Genomic DNA, 16626 nt, shown 5'->3' with positions numbered 1-16626 from the left:
AGGGCCGTCCGGGCCGCCAACCCGCCGCTCAGATCCGAAGCGATCGCACCCGCTTCGAGCGGACGCGGGTCGTGCCCGCATCGGGCGGGCGACGCGGCTTCTGACGCGTAATCACGCGGAAGACGGCACGGCGAGCCCGGTCTCGGAGCGAGCCGCGCCACCTACCCAGTGGGGCCTGTATGAGCGTTCCCTCATGTAGGAGTCAGCGGCGTCGCTCGCGCGGAGCCTGCAGCGTCTTCTCGGAAGGGGACACGGGAGTTCGGTCTCCAGACAAAAGGCGCCAGATCGCGTTTCACGTGAAACACCCCTTGTGTAGACCGTCGCCCGCGAGCTGCGGGATCGCGACGTCTGCCCTGCGGGCGGTGCAGTGGATCAGCGGCAGCCAGGTTCCGCAAGATGAGGCTGCGATCGACCGTGAGGTCGATGTGTGATGGGGGCACGCTGGGGAAGTGGCGGTCGGACACCTGACACCCCACACAACGAAGTGTCGTTGGCCCCGCACCACTCAAGAGCTCCGCCGGCCCGATTGTGTGCCGAGCTCCTGCGCGCGCAAGAGCGACTCACCATGCATCCGTCGCCAACGGGAGTGGTGGGGGCATGCCTTATCTTCCCTGGCTCACCGCTCCTGCGTTCTGCGCTCATCGCCAACACCGCCGGCGGGGCAGACCGGCCGCTCCGCTGTGCTCACTGCTGCTGTTCGGATCAACCCGGTCCCCGACGCAGACGGCCCGCGTTTTCAGCACTCGCCTTCCTCAACGCCCTTCGCGTCGGGTGACTGGCCGTCGGGACGAGAAGACGACGACAGCCATTGCGCGCCCTGGGCGCCTTCGCCCGCCTCTTCAACTCGTCTCGCGCGGTGTTTCACGTGAAACATCGCCCGCCGTCCCGCGGGCAGAAGACCTAGGGAAGGTGCTCGGGCCAGAGGGCTCACGCGCCGCGCTCGCGGCGAAGATCAACGGCTGGCGAGGACCACTGGCGTCATTCAGCACGTGACCCGTGACACGCCATCGGCGGCCAACAGCACAGCAGGCTTGGGAGCTCTCGCGCTGTGATCGCTCGGCATGGTTTCACCTGCCCCTCGACAACGGGCTACGCCGAGAACCGCTGTCATCGTCGGCGCCAGTAGTCTGGCTCTTCATGCCGACGTGAGGGAGCTCTCTCGCAGACGCAGGATGCTCGCACGAACGCCGCGCTGTGCTTGCGAGCAAGCCCCAGGGGACCCGACAGCGAGTGTCGCACGGCGGGCCATTCCTCGCAGCGTGGATCCGGCCGCATGTGGTGGGAGGGTACAACCTGGCGGCGTCGGCTCCTCAGTGTCAGCAACCTAAGCAGCTCGCCAGCGAGACGCGAAGGCGTGACTGGATTCGGCGGCGGCCGGACGATGTTTCACGTGAAACGCGGCGTGGGCGCCCGTGCTGTGCGATACAAGCGGCGGCAATGCCCGCACCGTTCCCACCGCGTGCTGTGGCCGCGAGTGATGGCGGCCATGATGCGACAGCGGCGGTGCAGGGACGAATCGGCACTGCGCCCCGCTCGGTCGAGCCGGACCCGCGGTTGGGAGGACGTGGCGACGGGTCTCCTGAACCGTACCCGGAGTAGGCAGTCAGCTAGCCCTATGCGACGAGCGATGCACTCTCGCTCTCGAAGAGCGGTAGGAGAGGGCCTATATCGGGAACGTCACCGGCGCCCGGCCGCTCGCCAATCGCGCCCGTTGCCCCGTGCGGTACGTCGCCCAACGGTTGGGCTGGGCGCCCTATCGCAGAGCAAGCCCGCTCTGGGGCGCGGCCTCGACCCGCGCGACGCCCCGCGGTGGGCTGGACGCATAGCCGCGCCGTCATTCCGTCCCCCATGATGGGGTGGCGCCTCTCTCGAGTACCGCGCGCTTCATGGGGGTGGGCAGCGTCTCCGTGTGGGAACGACGGATCTCAGGGGAGTGGGTGCCTGCGCCAGGAAAGTCGTCAGCATGGCTGACCAAGGACATCGCGACGTGTCACCGCCTCCGATCGACGCTGCGGATCCTGGCTTGCGACAGTCTGGCAAGTCGCGCCGCCGGTCTCGCCGGGATCGGTGCGCCCTCAGCGCCTCCGTGCACGGGTGCCCGTTGCATCACGGAGAAGTCGCGACGCGCATGACGTCGGGGATTGATCGCCCAGCGGGCTGCGCAGCGCGACGCTGCTTCTGCGAACGCGACTGGCGCTCCAGACACCGCGATCCGAAGAGTTGGATAGTTCGATCTGTCCTACGCGAGTCGCTCGCTTCCGGCCAACGCTTGGACGCAACCCGCTCTCGCGCCGGCGGCAGACTCACGGCTACGCACTCGGCCGACCAACCTACGAGGCACCATAAGCGCGTCGCCGCTGTTTGCTCGCGGTCGTACACGGTCCGGGCAGCCCACCTGTCACAGGGTTGGGACTCATGCGGGGATCTGCCGGTACGCGAGGCTATCGGTAGACGCCTCATCGACGCGGATACGTGTTGTTTCACGTGAAACGCAGGGGTGTTCGCGGTGAAATCGCGTTGTCGTCAGCGAGCTGAGCCAGGGTCTCTGGGCGGCGTCACGCGGTGCTGGAGTGAGCAGTGGACATCGGTGTGCACGGCACTCAAAGGGTCTCGATCGCGGGTACCAGCCCTCGTCGCGTCGCCAGTGGAGATGTCACCGAGTTGAGCCACAACACCCCAGATACGTCGGCACGACGAGTGAGCGAAGCGCCGGTTCGGCGGTGGTCCGCGCAGGCACGGATTCGCCTTGTCTCAGGACCTCCCGAGCCTGGCGCGAGGGCTGGGTTTCGTCCAGAGGCTGGCTTGCGGATAGACAGTCGCGCTCACCGTCGATGGACTCGCGCCTCTCCATCGCGCGTTCGAACAGACTCAGTGCGCGCAGCGAGACCGGCCAACATGGGCACTGTCGGTACGCGACAGGCATATGCGAGCTGCCGATCCACGCGGGAGAGACGGGGCACGTTTCACGTGAAACCTTCGACGCCACGGGAACCTGCCGCTCCACGCGCCTGCCCACGCGTACTACCCCCAGCCGATCGACGTAGGCGTCGTCGTCAACGGTCAGGCGACGAGGGCGACAACGGCGCGGGTGCACCGTCGACTCAAGGGAGACGACTTAGCACGCTCACGCTAAAGGCGACGGCGACCGCATGTTTCACTTGAAACTCCCCGCGGCGCCAGACCTTGCCTGCGCCGACGCCCATCTGATGGGTCGGCCCAGCGTCGTGCAACGTGGGCTTTGGACACCGCATCGGGGGCACCTGGCCGCCAGGAGAGCCCCAGGCCGAACTCCCTTCGGACGAAGTTGAGCCGCTGGATGACATGGCGGCGATCTGCGTCCACAGGTCCTGTGGCAGGTCGCGCCTGAACCGACACTCGCGCCGCCGGCGCATGTCGAGTCGTCGATCGGTTGCGTACCGCGAGGTGTCGCCGCCGACCGCTCGTACGCACGAGCACGCACTGGCAGTGGAAGCTGGTGTAGACCGCAGACCGCCTCGATCACACACTCCCGATTCGCGATGCCGCTCGGCCGCACGTTTCACGTGAAACATGCGTCCGCGGTTCCTTGGGCGCCACGGACCCGCGGCTCAAACCGGCGTGCGGAGCGTGCGCCTCCGACTGACGGTCGGGATGCAAAACCTCAACCGGTCGCGGCGGCGTTGGTGACGCATCACACCAATGTCGGCCGATCAGCACAGCCGGCACGCAGACTCAAGCACTCGCGGTGTCACCTGAGGTTTCCGCCCGATGGGCTGGACAGGTGCCCAACGCCCCCGCCCACCGACATGCCGATGCCCGTTTCACGTGAAACATCAGGCTCCGCGAGTGACGAGCTATACAGCGCTGACCGACCGCCGGACACGGCCAGTTCACCGTTGGCCATGACATTGCCGCACCGGGTGGCCCGCCTCACCGCGGGGCCGAAGTCAACGAGCCTCGTGGGCGTTCTCTGCACCATGCACGGCGGCACCAACGCCGGCCACCGCACCTCCGGGCGGTACGGTCGCGCTACCTTCAAACGTTCGCAGCAGTCGGTCGCAACTGGCGGCGGGCGTCTCGCCGCAACCAACGTTCACAGCATCGCGCGAACCGCCGGCTTTCAGTCGCGCGGTCCAGCCGATGCGGGCCCCGCCTCGAGTGACGCCGCCCTTCGTGGGGTGCCGCACATCCCACGGCGCAGACGTAGCCGACAGCGCACGCCAGGACGATCCCACCTCTCGACCGGCACGGACTTCTCGTTCGAAGAGCCAAACCGACCCGATACGCAGCCCGCCGCGACCCATGACATCGGTCGCGCGCAAACACGCGGCGCGATCGGCTGTCGTCGGTAGCGGTGTCCGACGCAGACCGCCGACCACATGGACGGGGGAGGTGCGGGGGCGACGCGGGACCGGTGCTGTCGTTGTTGTCGCAGCCGGGAGCCCTGACGGCAGTGTGTTCCCGACGATGTCATCGCACGGAAGCCGACGAGCGCAGCGAGAAGAGGGAACTCTCCCTGTCGGCAGAGTTCCGGTGATCCTGCGCGCCGGCACAGAGAGCAGCCAGCGCACGTGCGGTGCCGCTTGAGGACATCGTCCGGACGGTTACCGCTTTCACGGGCTGCGTGAACGTGCGTTCACAACAACCACCGCGATTGCGACGTCGACCACTAGGTGCGGATTCACACCGCGCAGTACAGCGGAGAGGCGGCACCGCCGCGGTGTTTCACGTGAAACATCGATGGCGTGCACTGCCTCCAAACCGGGGCGTCCCATGCTTGCACTCGACGCGACAACGCCTGCGGAGCCGGCTGCACGCAGCACCGCATCGGTGGACCGCCTCACTGGCCCGCTTGACCGGCCCGCCCACTGCCGGCCAGAACTGGACCTCCGCACGCAGTGCCGCTTCGGTCGTCGGCGTCCCGGTAGCCGGGCAGCACTGTCGCGCCCCTGCATCAAGGAGCGGCCGGTCATGGGGACGGCCCACGGGTGACCCCGAAACAAGCAACCGAGCGGCTATCAGCACAATCGGGCCCTGGGGAAACGCCCTGTGCGTCCTGCAATCGTACGCGCGCATGCTGTTGGGGTTGGGGTTGCGACGCCAGCACCCGCGCCCACGCGCGGTCGACATCTCCCACGATCGCGCGCCGAGCTGCCGCAATCTGGGTCACGGCGTCCAACGCGAGGCGGAGCGGGAGATGACTCGGCCCCAGCCAGGCCTGCGGAGACGACGCCGTTTCACGTGAAACCTACCTAGCTGATGGGACAGATCAACGGACATCCACCGAAGGACAACAAGGCGGTCAACACGATCAACCAGTTGACGGTCAGCTCGAGCAGCACTCAGGGCGCGCGCGTCTCGTCGTCAGAGCGAAGAACGGGCCGCACGACAGCCGCCCCGGACCCGACCGATGCCAGCTAGCAGAGGTTGAGTCGTCACATGGGAAGCGCGCCACGTCCAAGAGCTCCAGTCACCAACGCGCGTGAGTTGCCGACGACACGACCCCCACGTGTGTGGAGCTTGTCGCCGCACGCAGAAATGGATCTCGGGGGCCCGCAAGACGCTGCCGAGCGCCGAACCGCGGACCTGCCTAAGCCACGCCCCACGACCGGCTCATGCAGAATCCCGTGACGGGCCAGCCTGCGCGACTCGTCGAGTGTCTGAACCAGCGCGACGTGGGCCCTCCGAGCGCAGCGGCGGCAAGCCCGGAAGTGCTCTCGGTCACCCTCATGCCTGACACAGCTTCGCGTCCCGTTTCACGTGAAACAAACGTGCGGCGACCGTGACCGCCCCTTGCAAGGCTCGGACTTCGTGCGACCGCAAGATCACACACCGCCCTCGCGCCGTGGGACGCGAGCAAGCACCGGCCACCGGCTCGTCGACACGGCGCCTGGCACGCACACCAGCTGCTCGGACACAGTGAACGGCCCATCAGCCGACACAACGGCATCCCCACACGCCGACCGTCGCGATGCAGCAGGCGCCGAACGAACCCCGTGTCAGCGGACGGTGGCGCGGATCACCCGCGACGGCTCGTCCAGCAGGCCTTCGCCGACGACCTCGACCCGCGCGTTCGTGACCTTGAACTTGCGCAGCTGTTTCTCGGCCGCCTCGATCTCGTTGCCGGCGCTCGTGCCCTTGAGGAGGATCAGCTCACCGCCGTCGCGCACCAGGGGAGCGGTGATCGGCACGAGTGTGCGCAGCGCACTCACCGCGCGAGCGGTGACGGCGTCGAGCGAAGGTCCGCGCTTCCAATCCTCGGCGCGGGCACGCAGCACCTCGACGTTGTCCAGTCCCAGCTCGGCCGCCTGCTCCGACAGCCACGCCACACGGCGCTCCATGGGCTCGATGAGCACCCACTCCACATCCGGTCGCGCGATGGCCAGCACCAGACCGGGCAGCCCGGCCCCGGAGCCGACATCGCCAACGCGTCCCGAGAACAGCGGCGCAATGACGGCGCTGTTGAGGATGTGCCGTGACCACAGGCGCGGCGGCTCAAGGGGGCCGATGAGCCCGCGCTCTTCTCCGTGCTCTCCGAGAGCGGCGGTGAACCGGCGGGCCAGCTCAAGACGGTCGCCGAAGATCTCCGCGGCCGCGGGCGGCTCCTGTTCGATCTCGATCATCGATGTTGCCCGGGGAACGCGTGGTCAGCCGCGACGGATGACGGTGTGGCGATCGGCGCCCTCGCCGTACGACTCCGACACGAAGCCGCGGACGGCGACGATGTCGTGCACGACCTTGCGCTCGTAGCTCGACATCGCCGGGAGCGACGCCTGCGACGCGCCCTCCTCGATGCGCGCGATCGCGCGGTCGACGAGCGCCTCGAGCTGGTGCTGGCGCGCGTCGCGCGATCCGCCGATGTCGAGGATCAGCCGCGAGAAGCGGCCGGTGCGGTTCTGCACGGCGATGCGCGTGAGCTCCTGGAGGGCCTGCACCGTGTCGGGTGCGGCGATGAGGTCGACCGATCCGCCGGCCGGCGCCTCGACCGAGACGTAGGCGCGACCCGCGCGGACGTCGAGGTCGAGGTCGCCGTCGATGTCGGCGATGTCGAGCAGCCCCTCGAGGAAGTCTGCGGCGACGTCGCCTTCCTGCTCGAGTTCCTCGACCGTCGCGGGTGTGCGGTCGTGGCGCTGCTCAGCGGAGGCGAGCTCGGGGGAGGTGGTCATCACGTTTCCTCGTCTTCGGATCGGGGGAGTAGCCGACGCAGCGGATCAGGAGGCGTTGCCCGAGCCGCCGGTCTGGCCGGCGGTACCGGAGCCGCCCGCCGAGCCGCCGGGCTGACCCTTCTGGGCCTGCTTCTTCGCGCGCTGCTTGCTCACCGGCTGCTGACGCTTGGGAGCGGCGGCCTTGGCGCGCTCGGCCTCTTCGTACAGGCGCTGCTGCTCAGCGAGGTACTTCTCCATCGGCACGACCTTGCCAGAGGCGTCGATCGCCTTGCCCTTTCGCGCCAGACGCTCCTCGCGCTCCTTGGCCGCCTCGGAGCCGGGGGTGGGCATCTCGCGGATGACGAGGAACTGCTGGCCCATCGTCCACAGGTTCGAGATGAACCAGTAGATGACGACGCCGAGGGGGAAGAACACACCCGAGAAGATGAAGCCGAGCGGCAGGATGAACAGCATGATGCGCTGCATCTGGTACGCCTGGCCGGTCTTCGCCTCGGGGGAGAGGTTCTTCGAGATGATCTGCAGCTGGGTGAAGAACTGCGACGCGATCATGAGCACGACGAGCGTGATGAGGATGATGATCGCCGGGGTGTTGCCGGTCTGGAACGCCTGGATGAGCGTCTCGTGCAGCGACGCGACGCCGAACAGCTTGGCGTTGTAGAACTCCTGCGTGAGCTCGGCGTTGAGCAGGCCCACGCCGCCGATGCCGGCGACGGCGTGCTTGGCGACGTCGTTGAGCACACTGTACAGCGCGAAGAACACCGGCATCTGCACCAGCAGCGGAAGACAGCTCGACACCGGCGTCGTGCCGTGCTTCTTGTACAGCGCCATCGTCTCGCGGCTCATCGCCTCGCGAGACAGCTGATCACGCTTGCCTTTGTACTTCTCCTGGACTTTCCGCAGTTCAGGAGCAATTTCCATCATCTTGCGCTGGCTCTTGATCTGGCGCACGAAGAGAGGGATCATCGCCGAGCGGACGACGATCACCAGACCGATGATCGAGAGCACCCACGTCAGTCCGTCGGCCGGCGGCAGGCCGATCGCAGAGAACAGCCAGTGCCACGCGACGAGCACGAGCTCGACGAGCCACTTGAGGGGCCACAGGATGGTGCCGAGCAGGTCGAACCCGCCACCCGCCGCGGGCGAGGGGCTGGGCGTCGGGGTGGCGGCCAGCGCCGTGAAGAGATCCATGCGGTGGATCAGTCCTTTCCTGTGGGGGCAGGCACGACGAACCCGTGACGGGTCAGTGCGTGCCGGAAGTTCTTGCGGGGCGGGACGTCGTCGACGCCGCCGGCGGCCCAGGGGTGGCACCGCGCGATCCGCGCGACGGTGAGGGCGGACCCGACCACGGCACCGTGCTGCTGCACCGCGCCGACGGCGTAAGCCGAGCACGACGGGTAGTACTTGCAGACGTCGCCGTAGGTGTGCGAGATCGTGGCGCGGTAGCCGTGCAGCAGCGCGAGCAGCGCGTTGCGGGGGAGCAGCGGCACGCTGCGGACGACGTCGGATGCCGCGAACTCGGCATCACCGAGCGCATAGGCCGGGAGCACGCTCATGCCGTCCTCCGGGCGAGGCACTTCTCGACGTCGGCGCGCAGTTCGGAGAACGAGGCCGAGGCCGCCGTCGGCAGGGCGCGGATCACGATGTCGTTGCCGGGCGTGACGCCCTCGAGGGATTCGTAGCAGAGGGCCTTGAGGCGCCGGCGCACGGAGTTGCGCACGACAGCGCCGCCCACCTGCCGGCTCACGATGAAGCCGAACCGCGCCGGACCATCGGTCTCGACGCGGCTGACGTAGGTGACGGTGTGCGCTCCGGCACACCGACGGCCCCGACGGACGACGGCCTTGTAATCCGCGCCGCGGGTGAGTCGGTTCGCCCTCGCGAGCACCGCTCGGCTCAGGCCGAGAGCTCGGTGCGCCCCTTGGCGCGACGAGCCGAGAGGATGGCGCGGCCGGCGCGCGTGCGCATGCGGGCGCGGAAGCCGTGCTTCTTGGCGCGGCGACGGTTGTTGGGCTGGAAGGTGCGCTTGCTCATGAGGATTACTTCCGATCAGGGTGCCACCGGGACGCTCGACCGGGGACGCGTGTACAGGAGGACTGCCCGGGGACTTTGGGTCCAGTGGGCATAAGTCAACCGATTAAGGCTACGTCGAGACGCCCGAGAACTCAAACCGAGCCGGGTGAACCCGCCATTATGGCCCTCGAGGTCTTCTGCCGACGGTAAGGACACGCCGCGGTCATCCACAGTGGGGTTTGCTCCGGCGCCGCTCGCTGACTAGCGTTGCTCGGGCAGTTATCCACAGGCTCGGGCCGACGTTTCCGCGTCATCCGGTGGAGTCATCAACAACCCGGGGGGGCCATGTCACCGCACGAGATTCCAGATGTTCCGGTCTGGGCGGCCGTTCTGGACGAACTCGCGCGGGATGAGCGCATCACCCCTCAGCTTCACGGGTTCCTGAACCTGGCAGTGCCGCAGGGCGTCATGGGCGGCACCCTCTACCTGGACGTGCCGAACGACCTCACCGCGGCCCAGTTCACCAAGCGCATGCGTGCGCCCATCCTCGAGGCGCTGGCCCGCGTGGAGCAGGGTCTCGACAACGTGGCATCCACGTTCCGCGTCGTGGTCAACCCGGAGCTCGCGGACGCGCACCTGACCGCACCGATCCCGATCCCGGTGAACGCCGCCCCAGGAGCCGCCGCTCCCGGCGGGGCGACCGCGCCGCTGGGCTCGCCGGTCGGACGCCCACCGCTCGAGGAGCCCGTCGACACGGCATCCGCGTCGCGCAGCGACACCCGGCTCAACCCGAAGTACACGTTCGACAACTTCGTCATCGGCCAGTCCAACCGGTTCGCCCATGCCGCGGCGGTCGCGGTCGCCGAGGCGCCGGCCAAGGCGTACAACCCGCTGTTCATCTACGGCGACTCGGGACTCGGAAAGACGCACCTCCTGCACGCCATCGGCGACTATGCGCTCAGCCTGTATGCCGGCATCCGCGTGCGCTACGTCTCGAGCGAGGAGTTCACGAACGACTTCATCAACTCGATCGCCAACAACCGCGGTTCGGCGTTCCAGGCCCGCTACCGCGACGTCGACATCCTCCTGATCGACGACATCCAGTTCCTGCAGGGCCGCGCCGAGACGCAGGAGGCGTTCTTCCACACCTTCAATCAGCTGCACGACCACGACAAGCAGGTCGTGATCACGAGCGACGTCCCGCCGAAGCACCTCACCGGCTTCGAGGACCGCATGCGCAGCCGGTTCGAATGGGGCCTCATCACCGACGTGCAGGCGCCCGACCTCGAGACGCGCATCGCGATCCTGCGCAAGAAGGCGCAGTCCGAGCGGCTGCACATCCCCGACGAGGTGCTCGAGTACATCGCGACCGTCGTCTCGTCGAACATCCGCGAGCTCGAGGGCGCGCTCATCCGCGTCTCGGCGTTCGCGAGCCTCAACCGCTCGACCCTCGACATGTCGCTCGCCCAGACGGTGCTGCGCGACATCGTCGACCAGGACGACGCCAACGTCGTCTCGCCGACCGACATCATCACGTCGACGGCACAGTACTTCAAGCTCACCGTCGACGACCTCTACGGTTCGAGCCGCTCGCAGCAGGTCGCCCAGGCGCGGCAGATCGCGATGTACCTGTGCCGCGAGCGCACGAGCCTGTCGCTGCCGAAGATCGGGCAGCTGTTCGGCAACCGCGATCACACCACCGTCATGTACGCGTACAAGAAGATCAGCGAGCTCATGAAGGAGCGCCGCTCAATCTACAACCAGGTGACCGAGATCACCGCGCAGCTCGGCCGCAACGGCCGCTGACGCCCTTTTCGCGCGCTCTCCGCACCCTCGAACCCGTTCCGGCGAATATGCCGGAACGGGTTCTTGACACGCGCGGCGGACAGGGCCAAAATTCCCGTTCTGCACAGTGTGGAAAACCTGTGGATAACTCGTCGACTCTGCGGAAACACCTGTGAGTGGGCGGGGACAGCCTGTGGATGAATCGTGGATGCCGCGGCCACCGGCATCCCGGATCCCGCAGTCCGTCCGCAGCCGATCCACAAGTCACAACCGTGTGGTTTCCATGTCCCGACTGCGCTCGAGCGAGTTGTCCACAGATTCCACAGCCGTTAACACCATGACAAGAAATCTCTGTGATGAATCCCGTCCGATCACCTTTGCGGTGGACAAGCCTCCGAGAGGATGACGGACTGGCAATCCTCAGACCTGCCACTAGCATGAGAACCCCGACCCCGTAGCCTGCGGGCCCGCTGCAGAGGGAGCATTCGTGAAGTTCCACGTCAACCGCGATGTGTTCAGCGAAGCCGTATCGTTCGTCGTCAAGCTCCTGCCCCAGCGCAACCCCCAGCCGATCCTGGCCGGCGTGCTGGTCGAGGCATCCGATCAGGGCCTGTCACTCGCCGCCTTTGACTACGAGGCCTCGGCGCGCACCACGATCGAAGCGACCGTCGACGATCCGGGCACGATCCTCGTCCACGGCCGGCTGCTCTCCGACATCGCCAGTCGCCTGCCCAACGCGCCGATCCAGATCGAGGTCGATGACGACGGCGGCATCCTGCTGACCTGCGGCTCCGCGCGATTCACGCTCGCGTCCATGCCCGTGCAGGAGTATCCGGCCATCCCCGAGGTCACCGGCGACTCCGGGCTCGTGCCCGCGGAGGACTTCGCCACGGCGATCGCGCAGGTCGCGTTCGCGGCTTCCCGCGACGACGTCACCCCCGTCCTCACCGGCGTGCAGCTCGAGGTCTCGGGCACGAGCCTGAGCCTCGTCGCCACCGACCGCTACCGCGTCGCGCTGCGCGAGATCCCGTGGGACGGCGGCGCAGCCGCCACCGACGAGGCGACGACGGCGCTCGTGCCCGCCCGCACCCTCACCGAGGTCGGAAAGACCTTCGCGCACGGCGGCGACATCTCCATCGCGTTCTCGGGGTCGGGCGACCGCGAGATCATCGCCTTCACCGCGGGCAACAAGACCGTGACGTCGCTGCTCATCAAGGGCAACTTCCCGCCGGTGCGCCGGCTGTTCCCCGCGCAGACCGAGCACCACGCCGTCGTCAACACGGCCGAGCTCGCCGAGGCCGTCCGCCGCGTCTCGCTCGTGCTCGACCGGTCGGCGCCGCTGCGGTTCACGTTCACGAGCGACAGCGTCTCGATGGATGCCTCCGGCACCGAGCAGGCGCGCGCGACCGAGTCCGTCGACGCCACGCTCATCGGCGGCGACGACGTGACGCTCGGCCTCAACCCGCAGTACCTGCTCGAGTCGCTCGGCGCGGTCAAGAGCGAGTTCGTGCGCATCACGTTCACCTCGAGCGAGAACGCGAACAAGCTGAGTCCTGTGCTCATCACGCCGCAGACGTCGGTCGACAAGGCGGGCACGGACTCGTTCCGCTACCTGCTGCAGCCGAACCTGCTGCTGCGCTGATCCTGCCGTCGCCGCAGTCGCCGGCAGGGCGGGCGTCGGTGCCGATCATTAGGCTTGTCCGGTGATCGTGGAGCACCTGAGCCTGGTCGACTTCCGCAACTATGCGGCGGCCGACGTCGAGCTCGGTCCCGGTCCGAACGTCTTCGTCGGCCGCAACGGCCAGGGCAAGACGAACCTCGCCGAGGCGATCGGGTTCTTCGCCACGCTGGGCTCGCATCGCGTGTCGAACGACGCGCCCATGGTGCGGGACGGCGCGGACGCCGCGATCATCCGCGCCCGCCTCGCGCACGGTGAGCGCCGCGTGCAGCTCGAGGCGCAGGTCAACCGGCAGGGGTCGAACAAGGCGCGCGTCAACGGCGCTCCCGTCAAACCCGCCGAGCTGCCCCGTTACGCGCAGGTCGTGCTGTTCGCTCCCGAGGATCTGCAGATCGTGCGCGGCGATCCCTCCGCCCGGCGCCGGTTCGCCGACCAGCTGCTCGTGCAGCGCGCGCCGCGCATGGCCGGCGTGATCGCCGACTACGACCGCGTCCTCAAGCAGCGCACGGCTCTGCTCAAGTCCGCCAGGGCGCGTGGCATCCGCGGCGACGCGCTGTCGACGCTCGACGTCTGGGATGACAAGCTCGTCACCCTCGGCACGCAGCTCATCGCCGCGCGCCTCGCGCTCGCGAACGACCTCGCCGCCCCCCTCGCCTCCGCCTACACGGCGATCGCCGGAGCCGATCACGACCCAGAGATCGAGTGGGCGCTGTCGGTCGCGGGTGCTGACAGCGGCGAGGACGCCGACGCCGGCTCGTCGTCGTCGGTCGATGCCGCCTCCCTCGAGACGAAGGATGCCGCAGCCCCGCGTATCGCGGAGCTGTTCCGCCAGGCGCTCGCGGCCAAGCGCGCGTCCGAGCTCGAGCGCGGCCTGACGCTCGTGGGCCCGCATCGCGACGACCTGCTGCTGCGGATCCGGAAGCTGCCGGTGAAGGGGTACGCCTCGCACGGCGAGTCCTGGTCGGTCGCGCTGTCGCTGCGGCTCGCTTCGGCCGAACTGCTGCGCGCCGACTCGAGGCTCGGAGATCCCGTCCTGATCCTCGACGACGTGTTCGCCGAGCTCGACGCCGACCGCCGTTCCCGGCTGGCGCAGCTGGCCGGCGGCTACGAGCAGGTCGTCGTCACCGCCGCTGTCGAGGGCGACGTGCCCGAGGCGCTCCGTGCGCGCATGGTGCGCGTCGAAGCCGGCCGCATCCTGGACGACGCCGAGGCCGGCGATGACTGAGCCCACGGGCGCCTCGGGCGGCGAGCAGCCTCGCGGTGCGGCATCCCCCTCTTCCGGCGGCGGCGCAGTCATCCCCGAGACCATCGCGACCTACCTGCGGCTGCGCGGCCTCGAGCCCTCGGCGCGGTCGTACCGCAAGCGGCGGCGGCGCACCGAGGACGACGACAACATCCCGTTCGCGCCCGGGCGCGACCCGAAGGGCGTGGCCGACGTCCTCGCCGACCTCACGCGCGAAGCCGGCTGGAACTCGCAGCTGGCGCGCGAGGACGTGGTCCGGGCGTGGGACGAGGTGGCCGGCGCCGACACCGCCCGCCACACGCGCCCGGTCGCCTTCTCGGAGGGCACGCTGACGGTGCAGGCCGACTCCACGGCGTGGGCGAAGCAGCTGCAGCTGATGCGTGCGCACATCCTCTCTGAGATCATCCGCCGCTTCCCCGAAGCCGGCGTCGACGCCGTGCGTTTCATCGGGCCGGACGTCCCCTCCTGGAAATGGGGTCCCAGAACCATTCCAGGGCGCGGTCCGCGCGATACCTACGGTTAGGTCACCTCGGGAGCTGTCCACGACGATTTCAGGGCGTCACAGGGGCGTATGGGGCCGTGATCGGGTCGTTACCCGATAGACTGTCAGGGCCCCTTCGAAGGATTTGGAGCCATCGAGAAGATGACGTCAGACAGCCCCGACAACGTGTCCGAGGAACCCGAAACGCCCGAGACGGCTCCCACAGGTTCTCCCAGCGACTACGGGGCCGACGCCATCCAGGTGCTCGAGGGCCTCGAGGCCGTCCGCAAGCGCCCCGGCATGTACATCGGCTCCACCGGTGAGCGCGGCCTGCACCACCTCGTGTACGAGATCGTCGACAACGCCGTGGACGAGGCGCTCGCGGGCTACTGCGACACCATCAACGTCACGATCCTGCCGGACGGCGGTCTGAGCGTGTACGACAACGGCCGCGGCATCCCGGTCGATATCCACCGCACCGAAGGCAAGTCGACCCTCGAGGTCGTGCTCACCGTGCTGCACGCCGGCGGCAAGTTCGGCGGCGGCGGCTACGCGGTCTCGGGCGGCCTGCACGGCGTCGGCTCGTCGGTCGTCAACGCGCTGTCGACGCGTCTGGACGTGCAGGTCATGCGTCAGGGCCACGTGTGGCGTCAGTCCTACCGCGACGGGGGCCACCCGCTGGCGCCGGTGTCGAAGGATGAAGAGACCGAAGAGACCGGCACCATCGTCACCTTCTGGCCCGACGACACGATCTTCGAGACCGTCCACTTCGACTACGACACGCTGCGCACGCGCTTCCAGCAGACCGCCTTCCTCAACAAGGGCCTGCGCATCACCCTCTCGGACGAGCGGCCGAGCTCGACGTACGTCACCGACACCGACGAGGGCGGGTCCGAAGAGCGCCAGCCGTTCGACGACTTCTACTACGAGCGCGGTCTGGTGGACTACGTCGAGTACCTCAACAAGGTGCGTCACGCCGACGTCGTCAACGAGGAGATCATCGAGATCGAATCTGAAGACACCGTGCGCCACATCTCGCTCGAGCTCGCGATGCAGTGGACCACGAGCTACACCGAGAACGTGTTCACCTTCGCGAACACCATCAACACGCACGAGGGCGGCACGCACGAAGAGGGCTTCCGCGCCGCGCTCACCACGCGCATCAACACGTACGCGCGCGACAAGAACCTCCTCAAGGAGAAGGACGACAACCTCACGGGCGACGACATCCGCGAGGGCCTCACCGCCGTGATCTCGGTCAAGCTCTCGGAGCCGCAGTTCGAGGGCCAGACCAAGACGAAGCTCGGCAACACCGAGGCGAAGGCGTTCGTGCAGAAGGTCGTCGGCGACCAGCTCGCCGACTGGCTCGACCGCAACCCGGTGCAGGCCAAGCGCGTCATCACGAAGGCGATCGACGCGGCGACCGCGCGCATGGCGGCCCGCAAGGCGCGCGAGACCGCGCGCCGCAAGAGCGTCTTCGAGTCGGCCGCGATGCCCGACAAGCTCAAGGACTGCACGAGCAAGGACCCGTCGATCAGCGAGATCTTCCTCGTCGAGGGAGACTCGGCCGGCGGCTCGGCCGTGCAGGGTCGCGACCCGCACACCCAGGCGATCCTGGCCCTGCGCGGCAAGATCCTCAACGTCGAGCGCGCGCGCCTCGACAAGGCGCTGGGCAACCGCGAGGTGCAGGCGATGATCCAGGCCTTCGGCACGGGCATCGGCGAGGACTTCGACATCGACAAGGCCCGGTACCACAAGATCGTGCTGATGGCCGATGCCGACGTCGACGGCCAGCACATCACGACGCTGCTGCTGACGATGCTGTTCCGCTACATGCGCGGGCTCATCGAAGCCGGGTACGTGTACCTGGCGATGCCGCCGCTGTACCGGCTCAAGTGGACCAACGCCGCGCACGAGTACGTGTACTCCGACAAGGAGCGCGACGCGCTGCTGGAGCACGGCCTGGCCAACGGCAAGCGGATCCCCAAGGACTCCGGCATCCAGCGGTACAAGGGTCTGGGCGAGATGAACGCCAAGGAGCTGTGGGAGACCACGATGGACCACACCACGCGGACCCTCCGCCAGGTGACCATCGACGACGCGGCCGCCGCGGACGAGATCTTCTCGGTGCTCATGGGCGAGGACGTCGAGTCCCGCCGCACGTTCATCCAGCGCAACGCCAAGGACGTCCGCTTCCTCGACATATAGAACAGGCCAGCGAAGCGAGCGACCCCCGGTCGTTGAGCGAGCGGAGCGAGTCGAAACGTCGCAAGCCGATCTCGGA

Annotated in this window: 11 protein-coding genes; 5 read left to right on the top strand and 6 right to left on the bottom strand. The window is 68.1% G+C overall.

Going from position 1 to position 16626, the window contains the following annotated elements:
* Window positions 1–5978: 5978 nt before the first annotated feature.
* From rsmG to rpmH, 6 genes are read right to left on the bottom strand one after another with little or no spacing between them, the layout of a single operon-like run.
* On the bottom strand, window positions 5979–6602 hold the full coding sequence (gene rsmG / locus JNB62_RS02995) for a 16S rRNA (guanine(527)-N(7))-methyltransferase RsmG (RefSeq protein ID WP_220299389.1): 624 nt from the start codon (window positions 6600–6602) through the stop codon (window positions 5979–5981).
* 24 nt (window positions 6603–6626) lie between these two features.
* A complete protein-coding gene (locus tag JNB62_RS02990; RefSeq protein ID WP_220299388.1) occupies window positions 6627–7145 on the bottom strand; it encodes a Jag family protein in 519 nt (172 codons plus the stop codon).
* Between the two features lie 45 nt (window positions 7146–7190).
* Window positions 7191–8333: a membrane protein insertase YidC gene (gene yidC, locus JNB62_RS02985; RefSeq protein WP_220299387.1), complete on the bottom strand. Its 1143-nt coding sequence runs from the start codon at window positions 8331–8333 to the stop codon at window positions 7191–7193.
* A gap of 8 nt (window positions 8334–8341) precedes the next feature.
* Entirely contained in the window at window positions 8342–8698 is a 357-nt protein-coding gene (gene yidD / locus JNB62_RS02980; protein ID WP_220299386.1) for a membrane protein insertion efficiency factor YidD, read from the bottom strand.
* Window positions 8695–9030 carry a ribonuclease P protein component gene (gene rnpA, locus JNB62_RS02975; RefSeq protein WP_220299385.1) on the bottom strand — a complete coding sequence of 112 codons (336 nt, stop codon included), beginning with the start codon at window positions 9028–9030 and terminating at the stop codon, window positions 8695–8697. The genes yidD and rnpA overlap by 4 nt, the downstream gene beginning before the upstream one ends.
* Before the next feature lie 8 nt (window positions 9031–9038).
* Window positions 9039–9176: a 50S ribosomal protein L34 gene (gene rpmH, locus JNB62_RS02970; protein WP_022879826.1), complete on the bottom strand. Its 138-nt coding sequence runs from the start codon at window positions 9174–9176 to the stop codon at window positions 9039–9041.
* Between the two features lie 324 nt (window positions 9177–9500).
* Here rpmH and dnaA point away from each other — a divergent pair, with 324 nt between their 5' ends.
* From dnaA to gyrB, 5 genes are all read left to right on the top strand, one after another.
* Complete coding sequence (gene dnaA / locus JNB62_RS02965) at window positions 9501–10961, top strand: chromosomal replication initiator protein DnaA (RefSeq protein ID WP_220299384.1); 1461 nt, start codon at window positions 9501–9503, stop codon at window positions 10959–10961.
* A 466-nt stretch (window positions 10962–11427) separates the two neighbouring features.
* Window positions 11428–12582: a DNA polymerase III subunit beta gene (dnaN, locus tag JNB62_RS02960; RefSeq protein ID WP_220299383.1), complete on the top strand. Its 1155-nt coding sequence runs from the start codon at window positions 11428–11430 to the stop codon at window positions 12580–12582.
* Between the two features lie 61 nt (window positions 12583–12643).
* Window positions 12644–13843: a DNA replication/repair protein RecF gene (recF, locus tag JNB62_RS02955; protein ID WP_220299382.1), complete on the top strand. Its 1200-nt coding sequence runs from the start codon at window positions 12644–12646 to the stop codon at window positions 13841–13843.
* Window positions 13836–14384 (top strand): DUF721 domain-containing protein, encoded by a 549-nt coding sequence (locus JNB62_RS02950; protein ID WP_220299381.1) that lies wholly within the window; start codon window positions 13836–13838, stop codon window positions 14382–14384. Before recF ends, JNB62_RS02950 begins: the two co-directional genes overlap by 8 nt.
* A 120-nt stretch (window positions 14385–14504) precedes the next feature.
* Complete coding sequence (gyrB, locus tag JNB62_RS02945) at window positions 14505–16550, top strand: DNA topoisomerase (ATP-hydrolyzing) subunit B (RefSeq protein WP_220299380.1); 2046 nt, start codon at window positions 14505–14507, stop codon at window positions 16548–16550.
* The last annotated feature ends 76 nt before the right edge of the window (window positions 16551–16626 follow it).

Source organism: Microbacterium jejuense (assembly GCF_019511665.1).
In the GTDB taxonomy this organism is placed as follows: Bacteria; Actinomycetota; Actinomycetes; order Actinomycetales; family Microbacteriaceae; genus Microbacterium; species Microbacterium jejuense_A.
Note: the sequence above shows the minus strand (reverse complement) of the source record. Positions and strands in the feature narration are given on the sequence as shown.

Coding starts and splice junctions, on each gene's coding strand:
- rsmG (WP_220299389.1), bottom strand. CDS start 6,602: ATGATCGAGATCGAACAGGAGCCGCCCGCGGCCGCGGAGATCTTCGGC.
- JNB62_RS02990 (WP_220299388.1), bottom strand. CDS start 7,145: ATGACCACCTCCCCCGAGCTCGCCTCCGCTGAGCAGCGCCACGACCGC.
- yidC (WP_220299387.1), bottom strand. CDS start 8,333: ATGGATCTCTTCACGGCGCTGGCCGCCACCCCGACGCCCAGCCCCTCG.
- yidD (WP_220299386.1), bottom strand. CDS start 8,698: ATGAGCGTGCTCCCGGCCTATGCGCTCGGTGATGCCGAGTTCGCGGCA.
- rpmH (WP_022879826.1), bottom strand. CDS start 9,176: ATGAGCAAGCGCACCTTCCAGCCCAACAACCGTCGCCGCGCCAAGAAG.
- dnaA (WP_220299384.1), top strand. CDS start 9,501: ATGTCACCGCACGAGATTCCAGATGTTCCGGTCTGGGCGGCCGTTCTG.
- JNB62_RS02950 (WP_220299381.1), top strand. CDS start 13,836: ATGACTGAGCCCACGGGCGCCTCGGGCGGCGAGCAGCCTCGCGGTGCG.
- gyrB (WP_220299380.1), top strand. CDS start 14,505: ATGACGTCAGACAGCCCCGACAACGTGTCCGAGGAACCCGAAACGCCC.